Raw genomic sequence first — 24,612 nt, 5'->3', positions numbered from 1 at the left:
TTATAATTTTTAAATCTTAACGAGAAAATACTAGCATACAAGCACGGAAACACAAAGGCATTATTTGAATTATCTCGTTTTCAAGACACCACTAACTGATGTGTCTATTGGGAAGCAAGCTTCAGCGAAGGCTAGGCATTTACGCCATGCCGAGCTCAACTACCCAAGAGCCTACTTTTCACTTCATCAGGAAGAGATGAGTTTTCAATCTCGACGCGCGCTTTTCCTTCGTCCTGTTCGAGCCATTTTCGAGCGACACGTTCCATTTTAGAATAACGGCTCTTGTCACTCGCTATACTTTTTGCCCAAGCAAATGCACCTTCAGGGTCACTTTCATAGAAACGATCTATGATGTTCTCGACCCCGGCATCGCGAGAGGGTCCATAAGGCATCGCATCAATCCAATCCATCGCACTATTTACATCACTTCTGAGCCATTCGTAAGCTAAAGAAGAAACACCCGACAGCCTTTCATCTTCCTTAAATTGCATGAGCCAATTAGCGGCCCCCCCAGGATCATACTCCCCCCATTGATTGATAACCTCTCTAATTCCTCTCTTTTGCAGTTTATCATCAGTTATTGACTCCACATACCTAGCCGCTTCTGCTGGGTTCTGTTCAGTCCAAGAAGAAATCGCTTTGATGACAGCCCCATTGCCAGATTCACCAAGTGATTCGGCCCAAGTTAAGGCTTCCTGTATGTTGGAACTAGCCCATCCTTCGACAATGTTTTTCGCAAAATCATTTTTCATCCTGCCGTCTGGCAATTGAGCAGCAAACGCGGCAGCTGATTTTGGATCTTTGCGACCCCATTTCCAAACAGATGACTGCAGCATCCTTTTCATAGCCTCATCTTCTAAAGGAATCGTCTTGACCCATTCTACGGCCTTCTCAACATCATGATCTAGCCACTTCTTGAGAAGTTCACTAAGTGCATTATTCCTGAGAGGACCAGGCTCTAAACCTAAAGCAAATTCAGTAGCACTCTCCGAGTCCTGAAGAACCCATTCTTCTACCACCGTTTCTAAGCTATCCATTAGCTCATTAGCCTGCGTGTTGTCCATAACCCACTGCGCGGCATCTTTGGGATCTTTCTCTGCCCACGTTTCGACCACTTCAGCTGTTATCTCAGAGCGCATTTGACTTTTATCCATATCGAGTAAAAAGGCCGCTGCCTTTTGAGGTAACGTCTCAGCCCAATCTCCCATAATCGTCCTAAGCATACGCCCTTTAAATGGATCGCCGACTTGCCCTTGCACCCAACTGAGAGCGGCCTGACGATTTGTTTCAGCCCATTGTCCCGCTATCCTGGAAAGCATCTGCTTTTTGGCCCAAGGCTCTACAAATGCTAGTTGCTTAATTTGTTCAGCAGCCATCATAGGCTCTGTTTTAGACCAAGATTCTATAGCCTTGAAATACAACCATTGGCTCGCCCCTTCTTTTACAAATCGAGAAGCAACTTCGATAGCCTTACTATGATCTGACTTGGCAATAAACTCGATTACAGCAGATTGAGCTCTCCTTCTTTTGCCCCTATCCCCTATTTCAGTAACAGCTGCTAACGCAGACACCTCATCTAGCTCTACCCATGTCTGAAATAATGCACTCGTCCACTCATCAGAGTTTCGACTCTCGGCACTGATGACATATTGAAGGGCGGCATTAGGGTCTAATTCTACCCACTTTGCCATGATAGCACGCTCTATTGTCTCAGAGCTGCTTGAATCTATACCTACCATCTGCCCCAAAAGCATTGGTAATTGAGTTTGATCCACATTTTCCAGCAAGCTGTAGACTCCCTGTAAACGCTGAAAATCCGTCTTCATTCGAAGAGAAGCCTTGAATTCGCTCAAAACGCGGTCATCCCTAAAAATACCCTTATTAATTTTGGTCCGATTAGAATTTTCTGATTCTCCGGAGGGCTTAGCACTAGAATAATCAGGAGAAACCAGGCCACTCTCTTTACCATTAGCAAAAAAGAAATGACTAACTTTCTTCGATGGAATTATGAATCCACACACCAAACCTAAAACGAGGAAAGCGCCTGATGATAAAATATGAGTTGTATGCCTCTTCATATACCCTCTTATTTGTTAAGACGATATCACAGCTTATAACGTAGTATGCTATCAAAATCACAAATTCAATAAAGTTTAAAAATGATGCCTAAACAGGTCTTTTAATGAATGATAAAGCTTAGATAATCTAGGCATAAACAGTCCTTTAGCTTGCGCTCTTCTCAAAGGTTCTCCCCAAATAGATTCGACCTCGACAGCTCGACCAAGCTCATAATCAATCAAGCTAGATGGACGATATGGGCCCATTACTCTTGTTTTACTTATTTGATCCCTAATAAAAGATGGAGGGATAGCAATCCCCAAGGCTGTGGCTGTAGTAATTATTTCTTCCATCAAAGCCTCTACTTTTTTGAGCATTTGGGGATTTGCAAGTAATTGAGAAACATCTAAGCCACCCTCAGATATAGACAATCCATTAAATGGAATATTCCACACAAGTTTTCGCCAACGTGTTTCCTGTAGGTTGTCGCTCAGAGTACATGTGATACCGGCATTTTCAAACAACTTTGCAATAGCTTCAGTTCGAGGCAGTGACCCAGAACTGAATTCTCCAACCTCAATGTGTCCATGCTTAAAATGCTGGATAACACCGGGAGCAATCCGGTTTAAACAAACAAAACATACTCCGCCCATAATGTGTTTCACATGGAATAACTGAGTCAAGAATTCTTCATTACCCAAGCCGTTCTGTAATGTCAGGATGATAGTCTGACTTCCCACCAATGGTTTAAGCAACTGAGGTAAGACATGATTGTCTGTTGCCTTTAAAGCAACAATGACAAGATCTTGAACTCCCATATCTTGAGTTTGAGTAAATACAGATGCATCTGATAAAAGAAAATTCCCCTCATAACTGTTTATTTTTAAGCCATTTTGGCGAACATGTTCAGCATCTGCTCGCATTAGGAAGGAAACTCGATTTCCTACCCTAGCCAGTCTAGCTCCATAAAAGCAACCAACAGCACCCGAGCCTACTACCGCAATATTAGCATCCTTGGGCAATTGCAAATTTTTGTTAGATTCTTGCACAACTTATCTCTATCCTTAGAACAGTTTAGTTAGTAATATAAACCCTCGAGTAGAATAAAACACACTTACAGTCGTTCAAACTAAACATGGCAGAAATGGAAATCCAGACTTACACAGGTGGTGTTGCGAGCACCAATGCTTATCTAGTCAAGGCTAATGGAGGGCATCTAGCTATAGACGCTCCAGAAGGTTTTTGGGGGTATCTTAAAAGCAATGTTGAAACACTTTTAGGACTAGTCCTAACCCATGGCCACTATGATCATATTTGGGATGCTTCAAAAATCATCCATCAGTTCGGATGTCCTGTTTACTATCACAAAGCTGATTTAGTGATGTTTAAAAACCCAGACATAATGTCAGGCTTCGGCCTCCCTCCAGGTCTTATAAATCCCGTGGATGTTACCCATGCTTTGGGTCATGATGATTCTCTTTCGCTTTCACCTTGGAACTTTAAAGTCATTCATGCGCCAGGCCACTCACCTGGGAGTATTTGTTTCTACGAAGCGAGTCAACATATTCTATTTGGAGGAGATGTCCTCTTCGCAGGAAGTATTGGCAGAACAGATTTTCCAGGCTGCTCTCATGATGAACTAATAGGCCATATCAAAAATAAAATTCTCACCTTACCGGCAAAAACTGTAGTCTACCCGGGACATGGTCCTAGCACCTCCGTGGAAGTGGAAAAGAATACTAACCCTTTTCTTTAACCGGCTTAACATTTCTTGAGGCTATAGACTTTTCAGGTGGACTACTACCCTCAGCCCTCATAACATTCTCAGAGCAGATTTTTATGGCTTCGCATAATTCATCTGCTTTAACAGGCTTAGGGATATAAGCATTCATGCCGGCCTCTAAACACTTATGTCTATCTCCTTCCATAGCATTTGCTGTTAAGGCAATAATTTGCAAGCGATCCGCAGGCTGAACTTTTTCATTGCGCTCAATAACTCGGATTTCAGATGTCGCTTGAAAACCATCCATGCCCGGCATTTGGATATCCATTAAAATTAAACCATAGCTCTTATTTTTTAACTCCTCTAAGCACTCTAGGCCATTGTTTACAATTTCGGGCTCGTACCCCAGCTTTTTGAGCATCAGCCTAATAACTTTCTGATTCACTTTGTTATCTTCTGCTACCAAAATCTCGAAGGGATACTCATCAGCAAATTGATGCACGCCTCTTTGCTTGCTCACAGAGCTAACGATACTCCCTTCTCCATTATCTAGGGCTTTTTCTTGCAGCACCTCAGCTAACCCATTACGCAAGGTAAAGTCCTGGACCGGTTTGTGTAGTTTCATCTCAAAAAGTTTGAGGTTAGAATCCTCCTCTGTAATCGACCCCCTACCCATACAGGTGAGCAAAATGATCGGTATATAGGTTGTATGGATACCTTTTTTTATCTTCTTAGATAGCGTTGCTCCATCCATACCCGGCATCACCATATCCATCAAAATAAGGTCAAAAGCCCAATCCTCATCTAGTATCTCTAGAGCCTCCGTACCAGAGCCAGCAGCTCTAGATTGAATACCAAAACGCTTTAACTGGTATTCCACAACCTTTCTGTGAGATGCATTATCATCAACGATTAAAACACGTTTACCCCTCAAGACTTCATGATTAATAGCTAGCTTATCCGGATGATCGGAGTCATCTGTTTTGAAATACGTTGTAAAAAAGAATGTCGATCCTTTTCCTGACTCACTCTCAACTCCAATATTCCCTCCCATGAGTTCAACCAACCGCTTGGAGATTGCCAACCCTAAACCTGTTCCTCCGTATTTCCTCGTAGTAGAAGAATCTGCTTGGCTAAAGCTTTTGAATAATTCATTAATCTTTTCTTTAGGAATACCAATCCCAGTATCTGATACGCGAAACTCTAAACAAACGCGCGGATCCGTCCCTTGCAATGATTCTTTTAATTCTACATCCACTGCCACTTCACCATCTTCTGTAAACTTCAGTGCATTACCAACTAGATTAATTAAGATCTGTCTCAGCCTAGATACATCCCCGGCAATCCATTGGGGAACACCATCGCCGACTCTACAAATCACCTCTATCCTATTATCTGCCGCTTTAGTACTGGTTAGACTAAAGACATCATGCAAACATCTTCTCAATTCAAACGGGTGCTCATCCAACACCATCTTTCCCGACTCAATTTTCGAATAATCGAGAATATCATTAATCAGTGTTAAAAGAGCATCACCACATGACCTAATGGTTTCAACATATTCTCTTTGCTCGTGATCAAGCCGGCTTTCCAATAAAATATTGGTAAAGCCAATGACTCCATTCATAGGGGTTCTAATCTCATGGCTCATAACCGCCAAAAATTCTCCTTTAGCACGCTCAGCCGCTTCTGATTGCTCTTTAGCCCAGAGTATTTCTGACTCTGTCAGTTTTCGTTCGGTAATGTCTAACTCACGAATGACAAAATGACTAATTTCCTCATTATCATAGATAGCCTGAGCTTCTAATTCGGCCCAATAGTCGCGACCGAATTTTGCATAATTAAGAATTTCCAAGCGGAAACCTTGCTTATTTTTTACAGCATTATTAATGATATCTATGGAAGCTTTATCTGTATCCTCACCAAATTGAAAACAAAAAGCAGGCTTCCCTATAATTTCGCCTAAAGAAAACTCTGACATGCGAGTAAAAGAATCATTCGCCCATTCGACGTGATAATTTGCGTCTGTCATAATAAGGCCTTCATGAACAGAATTTACAACACAATTTAGATTTTTAAGCTGCTCATCTGCTTGATCACATAACTCACTTGTTTGTTTCAAGTCTAGGTCGGATTTTATTTTCAACCTGAGTAAGCACCCTGCAAGAAAACCTATAAGACAACTAGCTAAGATACCTAAAATAAGCATCCTCAACATTTCATCAGAATAGCCTAGACTTTTTGGGTAAGTCTCTGAGCTTATCCATAAGCGCCACTTTCTAGATCCTAACTCTAAAAATTGACGATAGTTCAAATCACTTTCCTTTACCAAGAGAGAAGAATCACTAGCACCTTTTATTTCAGCCGAATCTAAACCACTAATGTCTTGCACATCAAAACTCCAAGAGGCCACACTCTCTTCCCTAAGAAGATTTAATAAAGTCTGAAGATCAACCCTTATGGCATACCAATTAACAAATTTACCTTCAGCCTCTTGGAGTGGTTTCATGAAATAAACAATACTCTTATTTTTGGCTATAGATTTGTGATTGATAATGCGGGTCACCACTAAACCAGTTTTTTGTTGATAAGTGCCCATAGCTTCATTAAGAGAACTAATCGCATAACCTGAAAGCTTTTTATCTTGAATTGCACCTGAGACAGTAAATAAAACAGCCTGATTTGCGCCTGCTTTTTCGCCTACCTTTTTTCTTATCCACAATACATTGGTTATACCAGAAAATTCATTGAGCTCTAAAGACTCTAAAACTTCCTGAATATGGGGTTGCTCTAGCTTCTTATCATTAGTCCTCAATGCCGCTCCCAGCATATTTAAAGCTTGCTTGTAGTCCTGCAGTTCTTCCTTAAAATGATAAACAAGATGCCGCGCTTCTTTTTGGAATGGCCTATTGAAGGAGTCCTCTAAGCTTTCTATACTCGCCCACCAAGACAAAACAGTAAGAGCGAGGCACGCGAGCGTCACCAAACCAGCTAACACTACTGGCGAGTAGCTTCCATATCTCGCTAGGATATAAAAAAAACTCTGTCCCTCTACTCGCTTATCTGAGTGTTCCATGAATCCAATACTTGTGTGAAATTAGAAATAAATCTCTCTAGATCTAAAGACACTCCATATGGATTATTTCGACTTACAATTGCAAAAATCAAGGTCCGAAGTATGACATTTTAAACCATATCAGAACCATTTGCCTGCAAATAATATGTCATAACAGCTAATGACAGAGATGAACGATTTGATTTACAAAATCCATATCGAAAAGAGAAAAAACAAAATTCCCTCAAGCACTATATGGATTATCCGATAGCTAATATAAGTATATTAAGAGACTAAGTCTCTGCATAGGAACTTTCAATATGAGCGTCGAACAATCAGAAGTAGAATCAACCCTATCTAAAGTAGCAGGTAAATACCTGACCTTTAAATTATGCAATGAATCCTATGGTATAGGCGTTCTGCAAATCCGTGAGATTATCCGAATGCAAACAATCACGCCCATGCCTCAAATGCCTCATTTTGTCAAAGGTGTCACAAATCTTAGAGGCAAGGTCATTCCAGTTATTAGTTTGCGTCTAAAATTTTCACTATCTGATGCTGAAACTAACGAACAAAGTTGTATCATCGTTGTAGACGCCAAATCCTCCTCTGGACGTGATGTTCTTATGGGGTTAGTGGTTGATGGAGTTGAAGAGGTTATTAACATCACCACCGATGAAATAGAACCTGCACCTGATTTCGGAGCTTTCGTTGATACCCATTACATGCTAGGCATGGCAAAGATTAAGGGAGTTGTCAAAACCCTTCTAGATATCAATCGTGTGGTAGGAAACGAGAATATCGATCAACTCGCTGCCAACGGCTAGCCGGGATGATCTAATAAATCAATAACAATCGTTACGAGGATTTCCAGAGTTCACTAACGCGCCGCCATGCATTTCTGGTTGAAAGAATTCTTTCTCCATTAGCCATCTATCGCAGCAGTTAAAAAACTCTTTTTCACTATTTACACGGCGGATTTCAAAAAGAAAACTTTCTTCAGGGCCAATGCCCTGAGCTATGAAATTCATATATTTTTTCATTTTCGCTACTTTTACCTTCTCTGGCAAATGGATAGGAGTCGTTTCCTTATATAAACAATCTATATATTCCCTAAGATCTCTTAGTGTAGGTTGTGTTTGCACCTCTCCAAATTCATACAATTCTTTAATTTGGTCCCAGATCCAGGGATTCCTTATGCACCCGCGCCCGATCATAAGACCTGCTGCACCTGTGTCTTGAGCAACCCGCTTGGCAATATGGGCCGATAAAACATTGCCGTTGGCAAATACAGGGATACTCCTAGTTGACATCACCCGAACCGCCTGTGTTATACGATCATAATGCACATTCGCCCTATACATCTCTTTGACTGTTCTTCCATGCACTGTGACTGCATCAACCGGGACCTGTGAAAATATTCCCAACAACTCATCAAACTCATTTTCATCATAAAACCCGATACGTGTCTTGATCGTAAAATTACCCGTAATCGCTTCTCTGAGCACCTCGAGAACTTCTAAGAGATGTTCCTTTTCACGAAGCATACCTCCACCACTGCTCTTTTTACAGACAATAGGTGCTGGACAGCCTAAATTAAGGTCCAGGCCCAAGATATTTTCACCCTGAAGTGCTTCTGCAGTTCGCAATAAACTGGGTATATCTCTCCCTATCATTTGAGCTAAGACAGGTTTATTTGAGGGGTTCTTACGAACACATTCCAGGATATGCTTTTCCGGACGTGAATTCGGGTACACTCTAAAGTATTCAGTAAAATAAATATCTGGACCTCCGTAGCGATGCATCACCCTCCAGAATGGTAAATCTGTAACATCCTGCATAGGAGCTAACAAAAGCACGGGACGCTTATTCGTAATAAAATCACATATATTTAAAGACATCATTTAGATAGTATCCTAGACACTAAAACTATTAGCACCAGTTGTTCATGTAGCTTCAGTTTGACAAATACAGATTTAAAAAATCAAACTCCTAGATCATCCCACCACTCTTGCAAACGCTCCATAGGCAAACCGATTACATTGGTTCGGGAGCCTTCAATTCTCTCTATAATCTCTTCTCCGTGCTCTTGCACCGCATAGCCTCCAGCTTTATCCAGAACATGAACTTTACCTAGGTAAAAATCAATATCCTCCTCGCTTAGATTCCGAAAAGTGACGTAGGTCTTATCAACACAACGTCTCATGAAATTTTTGGCTGTCTCGAACCAAGCCATAGCCGTGATCACTTCATGTGTCTTACCGTTTAGAAGTCTAAGCATCTTTTTAGCCTCCCCCTGATCTTCTGGCTTGCCCAAGACCTTGCCATCGCAGTAAACAATTGTATCCGCGGCTAACACCACTGCATCTTGCCTGTGTTCTGCCACTTTCTGCGCCTTGCGTTGGGCATTTGCTAAAGCCAAATCTATGGCACTTAGATCCGGATGCGTGGTCGAATCCCACTCGTCTATATAGGGTGCCTCTGACTCAAAACAGTATCCTGCTTCTTGTAATAAATCCTGTCTCCTAGGAGAACTAGAGGCTAAAATCAACTGCATTTGTATGATCCTTTATCACTTAAGACCAGATAATACCTGGGAAAATGAAACAAGTAACAAAAAGAGCTAGGCGACTAGCTTATCGAATATTAAAGATTTGCCTAACTAATCGACAAAAAATTCATTCTTAGCCCCAACTTTTTGAGCAGTAATCAACTCGTGATTCGCTGCAGATAACCGAAGCATATCATCCATAATATGAAAGGTCTCCCGAAGCTGGTGATCCACAGCATGTATTTCTAGGTCATCGAAGAAATTCTCATCTTCATTCTCTTCTCTCTTATTCTCATTCCTATCCTTTAACGATTCGATATACTCCCCTTCAAGATTATCTAACGTAATTGAAAGAACCTTGATCTTGAAGTTTTTGACAGCTACTTTGATAGCCTCTTTACGAGCTTTGCGCCTTACCTTTTCTTCTTTCAGTTCTTCAATTCTCTTATTTTCATTAAGCGAAATGCGCTTTTCTTGTACCCTTTTACTAACTCTTTCAATGTCCTTAAGTAAAAATTGATAATCTGGACTTGATGAGATACGCCGCTTAGAAAGCTCCGTTAATTGACCGATAAGCTCGCTATCGATATAATTCACGGCCTTGTAAGGGACAGATGCCGTTTGATCCCAAGGCAGGGAATGAGGAAGATGAGATTCGCCTATTTCCAAATAATCATTAACTGAAGGAAGCGCAATATTGGGCAACACACCACGATTCTGTGTTGAGTCTCCATTCGGTAAATAAAACTTTTGCATAGTCAGTTTCAGTGCTCCAGCTTCAGGCCTAGTTCTCCCGAAATCTCTATTCATCCAGCGGTTTAGCTCTATCACGGATTGCACCGTACCTTTGCCATGAGTACTACTTTCCCCGACAACTAAGGCTCTGCGATAATTTTGCAACGCTCCGGCGCATATTTCTGAAGCAGAAGCACTTTCACGATTAGTCAAGACAATGAGGGGCCCTCCATATAGGGCACCAGAGTCATTATCCCGTAAAACATCCTTGCGTCCCTCTACGCCCTGGATCTGAACAACCGGCCCCTTATCAATAAATAGCCCTACCAAGTTGACCGCCTCACTCAATAAACCTCCTCCATTTTTGCGTAAGTCTAGAACCAGACCTTCAACTTTCTCTTCTTTTAGGCGCTTGATAAGAACAGCTACATCCTTTGAAGTGCTGCGTGACTTAGACCCTGGGGAAGCACCTGAGCTTATATCACCGTAAAAGGAAGGAAGCTCTATCAAGCCTAATTTGCGCCTTGCCCCACTCTCGTATTCAATCTCAAGCACCTCTGCCTTGGCTTGCGCTTCTTTTAGATCAATTTTATTGCGAACAATAGTGATTTCTTTAACAACATCTGAATCTCCTGGAAAAACTTTCAAACGTACAATGGTATCTTTTGGTCCGCGTATTAGCTGAACTGCTTTACGAAGCCTCATTCCGACGACATCCTCGTATTCTCCATTTCCCTGAGCAACACCCACAATCCTATCATTGACTTCGAGCCTACCGTCCAGGTCAGCGGGGCCCCCAGAGATAACCTCCCGAACCGTGCAATAGCCATTTTCAGTTGTCAACACAGCCCCAATGCCAAATAACTCTAATTTCATAGCTATGGAAAAATCCGCTAATTGACTTGGCCCAAGGTATTGGGAATGAGGGTCGTAAACTGAAGTGAGGGCAGAAAGATAAGTTGTCATGATGTCCTCATCTTCGTAGTCACTAAATGTTTTCAAAAGGGTCTTGTAGCGCTTAAGCACTTTTTCTTGCGGGGACTCGCTAGAAATTTCTTTTTTATCCTGTTCCTCACCCTCTTCTTTTTTCTTTTCCGCCAGTTCTACTCGGATGAGGCGCTCCTGAAGAAGGTCATACTTCAGACGACTTTCCCAAAGCTCATCTGCCTTTTCTTCCGACTCAGGCCATGGAACTTCTGAACGGTCTATGGAATAATATTCATCTTGCGTAAAATCGAATGACTCCCTGAGGCGCTTTTCAATCCAGGCAACTCTGGATTCAAGCCTTTTTTTGAATAAATCAAAAACATTAAATGCAGGCTCTATGTTTCCTGTCATTAATTTGGTTGTTAAATCATTACCATGCATCTGCATGAGCTCTTCATAGTCTTTCCTATAGAAAAAGGCATGATTAAAATCATAAGATTTCATGTAGTTAGAGAGCCACTCCTCATTGTGCTCATGGTTAAGCTGCTCTTGTAGATAATGCTGGCGCTCTAGAAATGCAGGAACGAGCTTCCCAATCGTCCGATATTTGTTGTCTATGTTCCATTCCGAACCTTCCTGACTCGCAAAAAGTGAAGATATATATAAGGGAACAACTAGTGATAAAGCTGATAGACGAGAAAACATTACTTATTTAAGAATAGTCTTAGATAGAACATCGGCAAACTTTTTTAACACTCCATTTATTTTCGTTAAAGACACAGAATTTACATTCCCCTCACCGGTTCTAAATCTCTCAAAGTTCCGACTTTGTTATTGTACTTTTAACCTGGATTATGTAATAAAAGTTGAAAGAGATGCGCAAAAGCTTGAGCTGTCGAGAAAAGAGAATCGACAAAGATGTATCAAAAGGTAATCCCTCTTGGAGACTCCATGCTTCTAGGGACCTAGATCCTGCGTCAATCTTCAAGTCTCTCACGCATCAACCGGGTTTCATTTGTTCTTTTGTTTTAGATGAAATAAATAGTGAGATTACAAGCAAATGCATAGACTTAGATGGTAGCCAGTTTTAGCAAATGAATTGAGATAATGAGAACTTCCAGCCATAGAAAGCGTACCAATAAAATGTATGACAGCCTAACCACTCAAGAAAGCACTCCCACCATTGAAAGCAAAATCTCATGTTAATCCTGGGTAATCATTGCTTCATTTGAGCTTAAATGAATAAAGAACCACTTGATGAACCATACTATTATCTTGACGTAAAGGAGGTATTTCTCCAGTTTTCACGAAAAGGTGTGACTTTTGACGTACTTTTTCGTAATAAGTAATAATTAAGGCTATATGTATGTTAAGCGTATTTGATAAGGAGATTTCATGCTAAATCAGCACCTGCGTTTCAATAGAATATTGAATCCTCGTTTTGGCCAAATCGCTCTCCTTGCCTTACTCACCAGCATCTCTTTTTCTGAAGCTCAAGAGTCTGGAAAAACCTTGATTAAGCCGCCGGATGCAGCAGCCACTGGCACCGATACAAATAACCGTCTTATAGTTAGAGAGATAGAGGTTATTTATCTTCCCGAAAAGTCTTCCAGTTCCGTCGACCGCAGCGTCATTCTATCGAACATGCGAACCACTGTGGGCCAGCCCTACTCTTTAGCCGCCGTCGAACAAGATATTAAAACTCTTTATGCTACAGGCCTCTTCACTAACTTGAGAATTCAGGATGAGCCTGTCGCTGACGGAGTCAAGGTCGTAGTCATAGTCAAACCAAAGTCAATTGTTAAGGAAGTCATCATCATTGGCAATCAAGCCATTAAAGAAAAAGCCTTACACAAAAAAATCGCTTCTCGGCCAGGAGAACCCTTGAGTGAGCAGCTAGTTTCTTCTGATGGTCAGGATATCCAAGACTATTACCTGGAAAAAGGTTTCGATAGAGCAGAAGTCCTCTATGACATCGATATCAACGATCAAATTAACCGTGCCGTTATCACCTACACCATACAGGAAGGCGGAAAGGCTTTTGTTCGTGCCATCGAGTTCGAAGGTAATGAAGCCGTTACAGATAAGGAACTTCGTAAAGTGATGAAAACACGTATAAAAGATTGGTTAACTTGGATCAACAAATCAGGGCGCATGAAAGAAGACCAGTTTCAAGAAGATTTAAGAGCAATCAGAGGGTTATACCAAAGCAAAGGCTACATAGATGTAACGATTGAAGACTATGCTATTCAAAGACCTGAAGCGGATGCTATTAATATAACCATCACCTTATTTGAGGGTATTCAATACTCGGTAGGAGACGTCAAATTTCAAGAAAATCAGCTATTTGATGATATTAAGCTGAACAGTGTTACCAATATGAAACCTGGTAGCATCTTTTCACCTGAGGGACTTGAGGCGGATAAAAACGCCATTAGAGACCTTTATGGGCGCAAGGGCTATATTGACACACGCATCTACATTAACCGCGAGCCCAATATCCAAAACGGTAAGATGGATCTGGTCTATGTTATCGAGGAAAACTCCCAGTCATTCGTAGAAAAAATTATCATTCAGGGTAATAATCAAACAAAGGACAAGGTTCTTAGACGCGAGCTGGCTCTAGCACCCGGTGACACTTACGATTCAGTACGTGCTGACGCTAGCCAAAAACGCCTAGAAAACCTCGGCTACTTTTCCAAGGTAGATGTCTCTGCACAGGAAACGAGTGTTCCGAACCGCAAAAATATGGTTGTCACGGTTGAGGAACAGCGAACAGGATCGGTTACGTTTGGTGCGGGATTCAGCACTGTAGACAGTTTGCTGGGTTTTGTTGAGCTGACGCAAAGTAATTTTGATATTGCCAATGCCCCTAAATTCTTGGGCGCGGGGCAGAAGTTCCGCATGCGCCTCCAATATGGTATCAAAAGACAAGATGCTCTTATTAGCTGGACAGAACCCTGGTTCCTAAACCGCCGCATCTCCCTCGGTTTCGATGGTTTCTTTAATCAATCTGATTTTCTAAGTAGCGAGTTTGACCAACGCCGTTATGGTGGGGCTGTTAGGGTGGGCAAAGCTCTTAACCAATTCTGGAGTGTCGGTATGCGCTATCAGTTTGAGAATATTGAAATTTTTGATGTAGACTCTTCAGCTCCTATAGGTATCCAAGAGGAAGAAGGAGAGCGCACTAAGAGCTCCGTTCGAGGAAATATCACCTATGACACACGTGATTCCCCTTTACTAGCTCGCAGTGGTGAAAGGGTAACACTTACCGCTGAAGGTTCGGGGGGCCCACTTCAAGGTGATACGGACACATGGTCACTCAAACTTGAAGGCTCTAAGTATTTTAGCCTCCCGTATGATATGATTTTCTCCGTCAGAGGTGTTGCAGGACTTACGGATTCCTTTGGAGATTCAGATAATGTTCCCCTATTTGACCGATTCTTTATCGGGGGCTCCAGAAGTATAAGAGGCTTTGAAAATCGCTCTGTAGGTCCTAATTTCATTGATTCTAATGGTGTTCTGAGTGATGAGCCCGAGGGCGGTAAGACCATGGGCTACGGAAATCTTGAGCTAACGATACCGGTTATTGACCGCGTTCGCTTCGCAACTTTCTTAGACGGGGGCTTTAATAATAGGGACTCATTTGATTTCGATGTATCTGAGTACTCCCTCTCAACCGGTCTAGGGTTGCGGCTTGACCTACCTATTGGTCCACTTCGCCTTGATCTCGGATTTCCCATTGTTCAACGTGATCCAAATGATGGCGATTTTGAATTCCACTTTGACGTCGGCTATCAGTTTTAGTAGAAGTATTCCCTTCAATTTTAACCTTAACTATAAACGAGAGTTTACTAACGAATTATGAAAAAGAACATATTATCATTGTGTGGCGCCCTAATACTTGGTCTTACAACCGAAGCTATTGCAGAGCTAAAAATAGCAATTGTAGATCTAGAAAAAGTTTTCAACTCTTACTACAAGACAGAGGAGGCACAAGCTCGCCTCAAAGATCAGGAAAACAGCTACAAGAAGGAGCTATCAGATCGCCAGGAATCCTTCCAAAAGCTAATGGAGCAGCATCGTGAATTGAAGGAAGCTGTAGAAGACCCTTCTTTAGCTGATAGTGCTAAAGAAGATAAACTAAGCCGCCTTAAAGACAAAGAGCAGGAAATCATGTCCAGCAGAAATAAGATCAATGAGTTTTTACAAACAACACGTAAGCTTACCATGGACCAAACACAACGCATGAGGAGCGAAATCCTGGAAGAAATGGATGGAACCATCAAATCAATTACGAAAGGGAAATATAATTTGGTGCTAGACTCCACTGGCAAAACGCTTAGCGGAGCTCCAGCCATCATTCACAGCGAAGGCATCCCGGACATTTCGGACGATATCATCGCAGAACTTAACAAATCTAAGCCTACAGAGTAAGACGATCCTATGCGGCAACTGACAGAGCTTGCCGCCTTGGTAAATGGCAAAATCTTAGGCCAGGCTGAAATCGAAATCACAGGAGTCAATGATCTCAGCCTCGCCAAGCCTGGTGAATTATCATTCTTAAGCCATTTAAAATATTTAAAATCCGCCTTAAGCACAAAGGCTGGTGCTATCCTTATCGAACCCTGCTATGAAGAGCAACCTTTTCCATGCTCTGTTATCGTGGTGGAGAATGTATCTCAAGCATTCACGAAACTCACCTCATTATTTACCCCTCCACCTCTTACTTGGGAGCCCGGAGTTCACCCTTCAGCATTAATCGATAAAACAGCTCTTGTAGATTCCTCCTCCCATATTGGTGCTCAAGTGGTTGTAGGCTCTGGGGCAAGTATAGGCTCAGGATGTTACATAGGCTCAGGATGTTACATAGGCCAGAACTCAAGCTTAGGAGAAAATTGCTTGATTCATCCAAATGTCACGATAGGTGAGCGCTCCAAAATAGCCCATAATGTCATTGTCCATTCGGGCACGGTAATCGGATCCGATGGCTTTGGTTATGAGTTCGAGCAAGGTAAATATACAAAGATCCCGCAAACTGGCTTTGTTCAGTTAGATTCCCATGTCGAGGTAGGGGCTAATGTTTGTATAGATAGGGGAAGGTTCTCAAAAACCTGGATAAAGGAAGGGTCTAAAATCGATAATCTAGTGCAGATTGCCCATAATGTGACAATCGGTCCACACGCAGTCATTGTGGCACAGAGCGGTATTTCTGGAAGCACTTCCGCGGGAGCATACCTGGTTATGGGCGGGCAATCAGCCACAGTTGGTCACCTTGAATTGGGAGATCAAGTGACACTCACAGCTCGTTCTGCTGCTACCAAAAATTTAAGCAAAGGCACTTACCGAGGAGCACCCGCACAACCCCTGCAAAAGCAACTTCACTATGAGGCACTTATCCATAAGCTCCCCGAGCTTTCTAAGCGCATCAAAGAACTGGAGTCTGAAGTAAAAAAGTTAAGAGGCCGCACAGATTGAAAGCTTTGAAGGAGTCCTAGCGATTTACCCTCAACGTCGAAGGAATCACTTCAAAAAAAGCTCTCCTACGTACATCACTAGGATAGCTTATGCTCTTTTTCCGACCTTCAATATATTTGTGCCACTCTTTCTCAAAATAAGTTAGCCCACCTTTATAGTGCTTGTCGAAAGCCAGAACGCTATCGAATGTGCTCGGTCTATCGTAGGCTAATTCATGAAGTATTTTTTGTATAAGAGCTTTGCCTTGGTTTGAAGACATCAATAAGGAAACCATGGACCAAGCAATGGCATAGTTCAGTTGAGTGTTTCCACCCTGCCACGCTATTATATGTAAATTTACGTGTTCTTTGAGTGCTGGCAAAGAACCATTGCGCAGCGCGTCACGTAGCAATCGCTCTTGATATGTATTTGGTTTAATCACCACATTATTCCCTGAAGCTCTTCCTTGCCCAAAATACTCAGCTAGACCCTCATTGAGCCACATGGGACAAGTAGTGGACCTTATTGCTGCACCCAAAACTCGATGACTCGTTTCATGAATGGCTGTAGAAATAACTTTATCTCTAGAGCCGGTCCAATGCACCGAAACCTCTTTGGTCCTAAACGTATACCTTCCAGCAACTCTCCGGTGAATGCCCGGTTCATTAAAAAAGGCATCAAATTGAGCTCCGTCCTTGAACATATTCACTTTCATGTGAAAAGGTAAGTGATAACCTATTCTAAAGCGGTAGTGAAAAAAGGTAAAAACGTTGGCCAGCCCTAACTCCAGGTCCCGCCTTGTCCGATCATCTAGTTCAAAATCATAAGCCTTGATCGTGATTCTAAGTGACGCATCTTTAAGAGACTTTTGAGTAGTCGAATTTGGCTGACTTGGCACTTGAGCATAAGCCACCCCCTCAAATCCAATTATATAGAATACCATCAAAAATACGGTACGAGCATGATCTTGAAGTAATTTCATGGGTTCCCCTCTACTATACATCGGTTTGTTTTTAAGAAGCAAAACCAGTTTCATTATATTAAAGACTATCATTCAAGCAGTTTTAGTGCATTTTTTAATGAATAGGCAAGAATCCCCAATCCATCTTCAACTCTCTGGTTTCACCGGTGAAAACCTCTAGAGATCTGTACCGTCCTTTCATCCTTAGATCCGTTTTGATATCAAGGAATCAATCCAGTGCAAAAATATATGAATACTTGAATCTCCCGGGGACCTCGGTTGAACCCAGGTATGCCAAAAATGGATGTTTAAAATGAATTCAAAAATACTCGCTGACATACTAACCAGACAGATAACTTAAAACTATAATCTCAAATGAATAACTAAACCCGAATCATGTTATAGAAGTTGAACGAGATGAGTAAAAATTGGAGTCACAAAGAGAATAGATTCGACAAAGCTATATCAATCGCATCCTTTGACCGTATCTTTTTAGAAGCAAGTGAAGTCTGAGCTATCAAGGGTGTGCAGCACCAATCCAGATAGAGTTCAGACATAGGTATCAACAAGGTGATGCCTCTAGAAGACTCTGTGTTTCTTTGAAGCCGAGATCTTGTTCCGATCTTTCAATCTCTATAGCACCATTCAGGTTAAATCCTATCACCATAAACCAAGCATCATGGATTGACGGACTACTGTAGTTCTGGGAGAATTTTGCTATGTATTTTTTAATGATAAGCATGAACAATGAAAGCTAGTCAAGATATAGCACCACTAGAGTTTGAGAAACCTATTACAGAACTCGAAAAGATGCTTTCAAGCCTCAATGGACATTCTGGGAAGCACAACATTGATTTACAAGATGAGATTACGGATCTCAAAAAGAAGTTAGTCCTAACGAAACAAGAGATTTATAATAATCTAACTCCTTGGCACCGCGTGCAAATCGTAAGACATCCTAAGCGCCCCTTCACCCTTGATTACATCAATTTAATTAGTTCTGAATTCATTGAGTTACATGGAGACCGATTCTTTATGGACGACAGGGCTCTCATTGGTGGCTTCGCCACTATAGACAAACAACGCATGCTTATTATTGGTCATCAGAAAGGGCGTAACACCAAGGAAAATGTTATGCGTAACTTTGGTTGTGCTCATCCGGAAGGATATCGCAAAGCCCTCCGTCTTATGAAGATGGCGGATAAATTTAAGATCCCTATCGTCTGTTTCATTGACACACCAGGAGCATACCCTGGGGTAACAGCTGAGGAGCGTCATATAGCTGAAGCTATAGCAGTTAATATCAGAGAAATGTTTACGCTCCAAGTCCCTATTATTGCCATCGTGATCGGAGAAGGCGGCAGCGGAGGAGCCCTAGGAATTGGAGTCGCAGATCGCGTTCTCATTATGGAAAATTCTTATTATTCAGTGATATCTCCTGAAGGTTGTGCTTCCATTCTGTGGAAAGACAGAGCCTATGCCCCAGATGCCGCAGAAGCCCTAAAAATGAATGCTAAAGAGCTACTAGATATGAAACTAGTCGATGAGGTCATTGCTGAACCACAGGGAGGCTCACATCGAGATTGGTCTACAGCCTCCGAGGCATTAAAGCAGGCTCTTCTCAGCAACCTCAAGGATCTGCGAAAGGGCTCTGTCAAGAAACGTCTCAATGATAGATATGACCGCTACCGTAATTACGGACAGTTTGCGGAAAGCCATTCTCCTGAGCAATAAGGCGAATCAACAGACGCTAATGCCTGATTCGGGAATAAAAGCATAAAAGGATTACGAGGCAGAGTTATTACAAAACTTAATCCAAATGGCTCTTAGATAAGTATCTGTGGCAAGTTAAAGTCTATACAGCTTTACATCTGCTTCATTGACTCATTTTCAGCCACCTTGGGGTCTGCCGAAGCAGGCCTTGGAAGATTTGTGTGATGCACCGTGGTACGCTGTTTAGACTTGGAGGGATATCGACCCACCTCAATCCCTTGCGCACGGCTTATCCTTCGCTTTTCTTCGCCTTAACTTTTTTGGACTTTTTCAGCGCAGACTGCTTCCTTAACGCCTTTTTGTCAGCCTTAACTGTCATTTGACCGCGGCGATGCCGGAGATAATATAGTTTTGCACGACGTGGAGCACCAGGACGCTCAACATCAACTTTCTCAACTCGAGGGGAATTTAGGGGGAAAACTCTCTCTACACCCTCGCCATAACTGATTCGACGCACCGTAAAGGTCTCGTTCACACCTTTCCCCGAACGAGCGATAACAATCCCTGCAAAGACCTGAATGCGCTCTTTCTCACCTTCCACGACCCGGGTGGATACCTTTACAGAATCGCCCACCTTAAAATCCGCTATCTGCTTCTTACATTGTTCTTTTTCAATCTTGTCGATGATCCTCATGATATTTCCTTTTTCTCTTTGGTTATTAAATCTTTTCTTCTCTCTCGTGTTCGCTTTAAGCCCTGTTCTTGCCTCCATTTATCAATCTCGGCATGATTACCATCTAAAAGCACCTTGGGAACCTGCATACCGCGAAATTCCGCCGGCCTTGTATAATGGGGTCCTTCTAAAATTTTTAATTCACCAAACGAATCCTGTGCCGCCGACTCTTCATTGCCCAAGACCCCTGGAAGAAGCCTTACGATAGCATCTATCACTATTAGAACTGGAAGCACTCCATTCGTTAATACATAATCTCCAATTGAAAGCTCTTCATCTATCCAACACTCTCGCACTCGTTCATCAATACCTTCATAATGCCCACTAACTAAAATCAATTGCTCTTCTTGGACCAACTCTCTAGCTATTGACTGGTCGAATAGCCTGCCCTCCGGTGTCAGATAAATTATTTTTGCTTCTTTCTTTGAACCATCCTCCTGTTTCTTAATTTCTTCTATAGCCCTAACCAGTGGCTCACATTTTAGTACCATCCCCGGTCCGCCTCCAAAAGGTCTGTCATCAACCGTTCTATGTTTATCTTCTGCGAACTCCCTAAGGTCGTGTGTCCTTATCTTGGCAATATTTTGTTCCTGAGCCCTCTTTAAGATACTTGCATTGAGCACCCCATCCATCATCTCTGGAAAGAGGCTAATGACGTCAATTTTCACGCGTCCCTAACGGCGGCCTCTTCTACCAACTCCAGTATCACTCTTTGCTTAGATTTCATAGCCGCTGCGTTGAGCAACCCTCGGATAGAGCTGATGGTCCGCCCATTTTTACCAATCACCCGGCCCACATCTTGAGGATTGACTCGAACTTGTAACTTTGTCGCACGTCCGCTAGAAATCTCTGCGACATCTACCTCGTCGGCATGTTCTACCAAATTGCGAACAACAAACTCTACGAAATATTTCATGATGCCTCATTGATGCGAGTATACTTATTCCGTCTTCTCTTCCGCTTTTTCAGGTTCGGTTTCTGCGGGGGCCGTCTCTTCGACAGCAGCTACTTCTGCAACTACTTCTTCCACAGTCTCCTTTGCTTTAGGTGCCTCTGTCTCACTTTCAGCCGCTTCGACCGGAATTCTACGAGCCTTTTTTAGCAGACTCTTAACCGTCTCCGAAGGTTGCGCTCCCTTGCTGATCCAGTCATCAACCTTCTCAAGGTCCAAGGTAAAATTATCATCCTTCTTGATCGGGTCATAGGTGCCTACCTGGTCTATGTACTTACCATCGCGTGGAGAGCGCTTATCCGCTACTACAACACGGTAATAAGCTCGATTTCTGTTGCCTCCTCTGCGCAGTCTAATTGATACTGCCATCTTGTTCTCCTATGTTCCTAATAGTGTTACTAGGTCAGTCCACCTAGATTTCCTAACATCTTTTTTAATTTTGCTTCCATATTGCCACCCCGTGTCAACTTACCCATCATCTTCTTCATTCCCTTGAAGCGTTTCAGGAGTTCATTCACATCCCGAACTTGGGTGCCACTGCCAAGTGCAATTCGTTGCCTCCTCCGAGCATTTAGGACTTCAGGCCTTCGGCGCTCCTGCTTTGTCATTGAGCATATGATCGCCTCTGTTCGGACTAGAGTCCCCTCCTCAAAGGAACCTGAAATGTTACCCATTCCTGGGATCATGCCAAGTATATTTTGCATAGGGCCTAATTTCTTCATTTGACGCATTTGATCCAGAAAATCCTGCAAATCGAACTGCTGCCGCTTTAATTTCTCTTGCAGACGCTCCGCATCCTCTAGATCGAGAGCATCTTGAGCTTGCTCTACAAGCCCTACAATATCTCCCATGCCCAGCATGCGGTCTACTAATCTTGAAGGATCAAACTCCTCTAGAGCTTCAACTTTTTCACCGGACCCTAGGAATTTAATCGGACAGTCGGTCAATGTCTGTAAAGACAGAGCAGCACCTCCGCGGGCATCGCCATCAAATTTAGATAAAATAAGTCCTGAAATAGGCGCTGCTTCCCGGAATCTGGAGGCAACTTCGGCAGCCTGTTGCCCCATAGCGGCATCCGCTACCAATAAACATTCATCGGGTTCGATGAGAGCCATCACCTCTTTGAGCTCTTTGAGGAGTTCATCATTGGCCTCCGTTCTGCCAGCAGTATCAAAAAGAGTCACATCCACATTTCGAGATTTAGCCTCCCCCAGAGCTTTTTGGATATGCTGCTTCAAACTTGACCCGGGCTCTGGAGAAAAAACGGGCACTTCAATTTGCTGCCCCAATGTCTCAAGCTGCTCAATAGCAGCAGGCCGAGAAAGATCTGCTGCTACCAGTAAGACGGATTTACGCTGTTTCTTCTTGAGGTACAAGGCCAGCTTGGCAGAGGTGGTTGTTTTTCCAGCTCCGTTGAGACCGCACATGGCTATCTTGGCCTGTTGGCGGTCGGATAAGCTGCTACCTTCGTTGTTAAAGATATTGATCAGCTCGTCATGGACCACCTTGACAAACATGTCCCCCGGGCGAATGCTCTTTTGAAATTCCTCTCCCAAGGCCTGCTCTTTAACACGATTACAAAAATCACGCGCTACGCCATAGTTCACGTCGGCTGCCAAGAGAGCTAAGCGTACCTCTTTGAGAGCGTCTGCAATATTGGACTCCGTTAACTTACCATAACCCCGAACATGTTTAAAAACGCCCTGTAATTTTTCACCTAGAACTGTCAGCATTTATCAATCCTCTAAAAACTCTTCTTCTATGCACTCTAACATCACATGCAAGAGCCACGTATGCATTTCCTGGATGCGCGCAGTGTTATGGCTGGGGATGATTATTTCGTAATCGGCAAGTCCCTTGCAGCGCCCACCTGTTTTGCCCATGAGGGCTAAGGTAATAACCTCCATTTCCTTGGCCTTTTCAAAAGCTTTTACGATATTAACTGAGTTACCCGAAGTCGTGAAACCCACCAAAATATCACCCGGCTTAGCCAAGCCCTCGATCTGACGCTCATAAACATGATCAAAATTCCAGTCATTCGCTATGCATGAGAGAACCGAAGCATCCCCATTCAAGGAAACCGCTGGAAGAGACCTTCTATCCCCTCGATACCTTCCTACAAGCTCTTCCACCAAATGCATGGAATCTGTCGCACTACCTCCATTACCACAGGCCATTAGCTTATTCCCAGATCGCAGGCATTTGATCAGGACAGGGAGAAACGCCTCTACCTTAGGTAAGACCTTTTCACTAGCTTTAACAACTTCCTTGAGCTCGTTCAGTTGTTCTTGAGGTTTTAACATAACAGTGCAAATTACCTAATCTTCTAGATCTGTCATGAAGATAATTACGCGCTATATCCTCTTTGCTCTGATCAAACCACTCATTTACAGTACCATTGGCCTTTACTTCTTGATGATTATTGCGGATCTATTCGGTAACGCGGATGACTTTATCAACACCGAATCCTCTATTTTTCTCATTTTTAAGCTCTATCTCGTGCAATTTCCTCGACTTGCTCAGCTCATTTTACCAGTCAGCTTCTTGGTCTCCAGCCTCTATGTCTTGGCCAATCTATCTCACCACCGTGAAACCATTGCCATCCAAGGGGCTGGCATCAGCTTGGCGCGTATGGCCTTTCCTTTTTTTGCCGTTGCATCACTACTGGGCATTTTGCTTTTTTGCTTCTTCATGGACTTAGCTCCTAGTAGTGAGTCCAAAAGGCGCGTGATTGAAAATGTTATTAAAGGAAAAGAAAGCGAGGACCTTGTTTACCACGCTGTTGTCTACAACAATCCGGAAAGCAATACACTTTGGTTTTTACAAACCGTTAACATCACCACTCAAACCTTCACCCAAGGTGAAATCCTCCTACGAGATGCCGCTGGAAATGATATCAAAAAACTGTTTGTCGCCCAGGGCACTTACCGAGACGAGGGTTTTTGGGACTTAGCCTATGTCAGAGAAATTAACTATGATAAAAATGTGGAAAGGACTAGTTCTGATATTATTCCGCAATTGAATGCAGAATTTCTTAAGGATCCCCCTGAGAAGCTTGTAGCCGTCTTGAGGCCACCCGACCAACTATCCTGGCCCGAGCTCCACCATTTTATTTACGGTCCCAAGGAGCATGCAAACATTCGTATGGCGCCCTATTACACAGAACATTATTACCGCCTTGCCTACCCCTTGATCCCATTTGTCCTCGCTTTATATGCTATTGCCCTAGGCGTCACTCACAGCAGGCAGAATGTAGGCGCTGTCATTATGAATTGCGTCTTTATTCTGTTGACTCTGCTTATTTGGCAAAAAGTATCACTCTCCCTGGGTAAGGGATATAGAATCCCACCTCTTGTCGCAGGATTCAGCGGGGTCGTTTTCTTCGGGATCATAGGCCTCAGCCTTTATGCCTACAGAGTTGGCTGGCTGTGGAACGTATCTACTTTTTTCACCAGACCAAAGAGCCCAAAACTGGCTAATCCATCCTAAGGGAAAGTTCGCATGGGCATTTTTTGTCATATCCTGGCACACAACGGGGGTATCCAGAAGATTACAGTATGCACAGACTATCTCTACCGGATTGATGCCCTGATATCAACCCGGATGATGTCATGGAAGTTGAACGAGATGTGTAAAAGCTTGAGTCACAAAGAAAAGCGTGTCGACAAAGATACCTCCGTACGTGACACCCCCAGATAAGTCTATGCCTCTTGGAACCAAGATGTTGTGCACATCTTTAGATTTCTG

Annotated in this window: 21 protein-coding genes; 8 read left to right on the top strand and 13 right to left on the bottom strand. The window is 42.8% G+C overall.

Going from position 1 to position 24,612, the window contains the following annotated elements:
* Window positions 1-155: 155 nt before the first annotated feature.
* Together AAGA18_01960 and AAGA18_01955 are read right to left on the bottom strand one after the other, a co-directional pair.
* Window positions 156-2,078 carry a hypothetical protein gene (locus AAGA18_01960; protein MEM9444093.1) on the bottom strand — a complete coding sequence of 641 codons (1,923 nt, stop codon included), beginning with the start codon at window positions 2,076-2,078 and terminating at the stop codon, window positions 156-158.
* A gap of 75 nt (window positions 2,079-2,153) precedes the next feature.
* A complete protein-coding gene (locus AAGA18_01955) occupies window positions 2,154-3,107 on the bottom strand; it encodes a 2-dehydropantoate 2-reductase (protein MEM9444092.1) in 954 nt (317 codons plus the stop codon).
* Window positions 3,108-3,193: 86 nt separating this feature from the next.
* Here AAGA18_01955 and AAGA18_01950 point away from each other — a divergent pair, with 86 nt between their 5' ends.
* Entirely contained in the window at window positions 3,194-3,814 is a 621-nt protein-coding gene (locus AAGA18_01950) for an MBL fold metallo-hydrolase (protein MEM9444091.1), read from the top strand.
* Here AAGA18_01950 and AAGA18_01945 read toward each other — a convergent pair.
* Window positions 3,798-6,857: a response regulator gene (locus AAGA18_01945; protein MEM9444090.1), complete on the bottom strand. Its 3,060-nt coding sequence runs from the start codon at window positions 6,855-6,857 to the stop codon at window positions 3,798-3,800. The two genes, AAGA18_01950 and AAGA18_01945, sit on opposite strands and share 17 nt — an antisense overlap.
* Window positions 6,858-7,156: 299 nt before the next feature.
* Between AAGA18_01945 and AAGA18_01940 the strand changes: the two genes are divergently transcribed.
* The gene (locus AAGA18_01940) at window positions 7,157-7,663 is read left to right on the top strand and encodes a chemotaxis protein CheW (protein ID MEM9444089.1); all 507 of its coding nucleotides are present in this window, start codon (window positions 7,157-7,159) and stop codon (window positions 7,661-7,663) included.
* An 18-nt stretch (window positions 7,664-7,681) separates the two neighbouring features.
* Here the strand turns inward: AAGA18_01940 and AAGA18_01935 are convergent, their stop codons facing one another.
* From AAGA18_01935 to AAGA18_01925, 3 genes are all read right to left on the bottom strand, one after another.
* Complete coding sequence (locus tag AAGA18_01935; protein MEM9444088.1) at window positions 7,682-8,740, bottom strand: tRNA-dihydrouridine synthase family protein; 1,059 nt, start codon at window positions 8,738-8,740, stop codon at window positions 7,682-7,684.
* Between the two features lie 80 nt (window positions 8,741-8,820).
* Window positions 8,821-9,393: a nucleoside triphosphate pyrophosphatase gene (locus AAGA18_01930; protein MEM9444087.1), complete on the bottom strand. Its 573-nt coding sequence runs from the start codon at window positions 9,391-9,393 to the stop codon at window positions 8,821-8,823.
* A 105-nt stretch (window positions 9,394-9,498) separates the two neighbouring features.
* Window positions 9,499-11,754, bottom strand: a complete 2,256-nt coding sequence (locus AAGA18_01925) for a carboxy terminal-processing peptidase (protein ID MEM9444086.1) — start codon at window positions 11,752-11,754, stop codon at window positions 9,499-9,501.
* A gap of 690 nt (window positions 11,755-12,444) precedes the next feature.
* On the opposite strand from AAGA18_01925, the gene bamA reads away from it, so the two are divergent.
* The 3 genes from bamA to lpxD are packed head-to-tail and all read left to right on the top strand — an operon-like array spanning window position 12,445 to window position 16,527.
* Window positions 12,445-14,856, top strand: a complete 2,412-nt coding sequence (gene bamA / locus AAGA18_01920; GenBank protein ID MEM9444085.1) for an outer membrane protein assembly factor BamA — start codon at window positions 12,445-12,447, stop codon at window positions 14,854-14,856.
* Window positions 14,857-14,913: 57 nt separating this feature from the next.
* A complete protein-coding gene (locus AAGA18_01915; protein MEM9444084.1) occupies window positions 14,914-15,486 on the top strand; it encodes an OmpH family outer membrane protein in 573 nt (190 codons plus the stop codon).
* A gap of 9 nt (window positions 15,487-15,495) precedes the next feature.
* The gene (gene lpxD, locus AAGA18_01910; protein MEM9444083.1) at window positions 15,496-16,527 is read left to right on the top strand and encodes a UDP-3-O-(3-hydroxymyristoyl)glucosamine N-acyltransferase; all 1,032 of its coding nucleotides are present in this window, start codon (window positions 15,496-15,498) and stop codon (window positions 16,525-16,527) included.
* A gap of 16 nt (window positions 16,528-16,543) precedes the next feature.
* Here lpxD and AAGA18_01905 read toward each other — a convergent pair whose 3' ends face one another.
* Window positions 16,544-17,488, bottom strand: coding sequence for a DUF1570 domain-containing protein (locus tag AAGA18_01905; protein ID MEM9444082.1), 945 nt, complete (start codon window positions 17,486-17,488; stop codon window positions 16,544-16,546).
* Between the two features lie 726 nt (window positions 17,489-18,214).
* Here AAGA18_01905 and AAGA18_01900 point away from each other — a divergent pair.
* Window positions 18,215-19,201, top strand: a complete 987-nt coding sequence (locus AAGA18_01900; protein MEM9444081.1) for an acetyl-CoA carboxylase carboxyltransferase subunit alpha — start codon at window positions 18,215-18,217, stop codon at window positions 19,199-19,201.
* A gap of 268 nt (window positions 19,202-19,469) precedes the next feature.
* Here AAGA18_01900 and rplS read toward each other — a convergent pair whose 3' ends face one another.
* Genes rplS through AAGA18_01870 form a run of 6 tightly spaced genes read right to left on the bottom strand, consistent with a single transcriptional unit; the run spans window position 19,470 to window position 23,168 of the window.
* On the bottom strand, window positions 19,470-19,874 hold the full coding sequence (gene rplS, locus AAGA18_01895) for a 50S ribosomal protein L19 (GenBank protein MEM9444080.1): 405 nt from the start codon (window positions 19,872-19,874) through the stop codon (window positions 19,470-19,472).
* Window positions 19,871-20,581, bottom strand: coding sequence for a tRNA (guanosine(37)-N1)-methyltransferase TrmD (gene trmD / locus AAGA18_01890; GenBank protein MEM9444079.1), 711 nt, complete (start codon window positions 20,579-20,581; stop codon window positions 19,871-19,873). The genes rplS and trmD overlap by 4 nt, the downstream gene beginning before the upstream one ends.
* Entirely contained in the window at window positions 20,578-20,829 is a 252-nt protein-coding gene (locus AAGA18_01885) for a KH domain-containing protein (protein ID MEM9444078.1), read from the bottom strand. Before AAGA18_01885 ends, trmD begins: the two co-directional genes overlap by 4 nt.
* 24 nt (window positions 20,830-20,853) lie before the next feature.
* Window positions 20,854-21,234 carry a 30S ribosomal protein S16 gene (gene rpsP / locus AAGA18_01880; GenBank protein ID MEM9444077.1) on the bottom strand — a complete coding sequence of 127 codons (381 nt, stop codon included), beginning with the start codon at window positions 21,232-21,234 and terminating at the stop codon, window positions 20,854-20,856.
* A gap of 29 nt (window positions 21,235-21,263) precedes the next feature.
* Entirely contained in the window at window positions 21,264-22,598 is a 1,335-nt protein-coding gene (gene ffh / locus AAGA18_01875) for a signal recognition particle protein (protein MEM9444076.1), read from the bottom strand.
* Window positions 22,599-22,601: 3 nt separating this feature from the next.
* Window positions 22,602-23,168 (bottom strand): SIS domain-containing protein, encoded by a 567-nt coding sequence (locus AAGA18_01870; protein ID MEM9444075.1) that lies wholly within the window; start codon window positions 23,166-23,168, stop codon window positions 22,602-22,604.
* Window positions 23,169-23,202: 34 nt separating this feature from the next.
* Here AAGA18_01870 and AAGA18_01865 point away from each other — a divergent pair, with 34 nt between their 5' ends.
* Together AAGA18_01865 and AAGA18_01860 are read left to right on the top strand one after the other, a co-directional pair.
* Entirely contained in the window at window positions 23,203-24,354 is a 1,152-nt protein-coding gene (locus tag AAGA18_01865; protein MEM9444074.1) for an LptF/LptG family permease, read from the top strand.
* Between the two features lie 12 nt (window positions 24,355-24,366).
* Window positions 24,367-24,564, top strand: a complete 198-nt coding sequence (locus tag AAGA18_01860; protein MEM9444073.1) for a hypothetical protein — start codon at window positions 24,367-24,369, stop codon at window positions 24,562-24,564.
* Window positions 24,565-24,612: the final 48 nt, after the last annotated feature.

This window comes from Verrucomicrobiota bacterium, from assembly GCA_039192515.1.
Classification (GTDB): Bacteria; Verrucomicrobiota; Verrucomicrobiia; order Methylacidiphilales; family JBCCWR01; genus JBCCWR01.
Note: the sequence above shows the minus strand (reverse complement) of the source record. Positions and strands in the feature narration are given on the sequence as shown.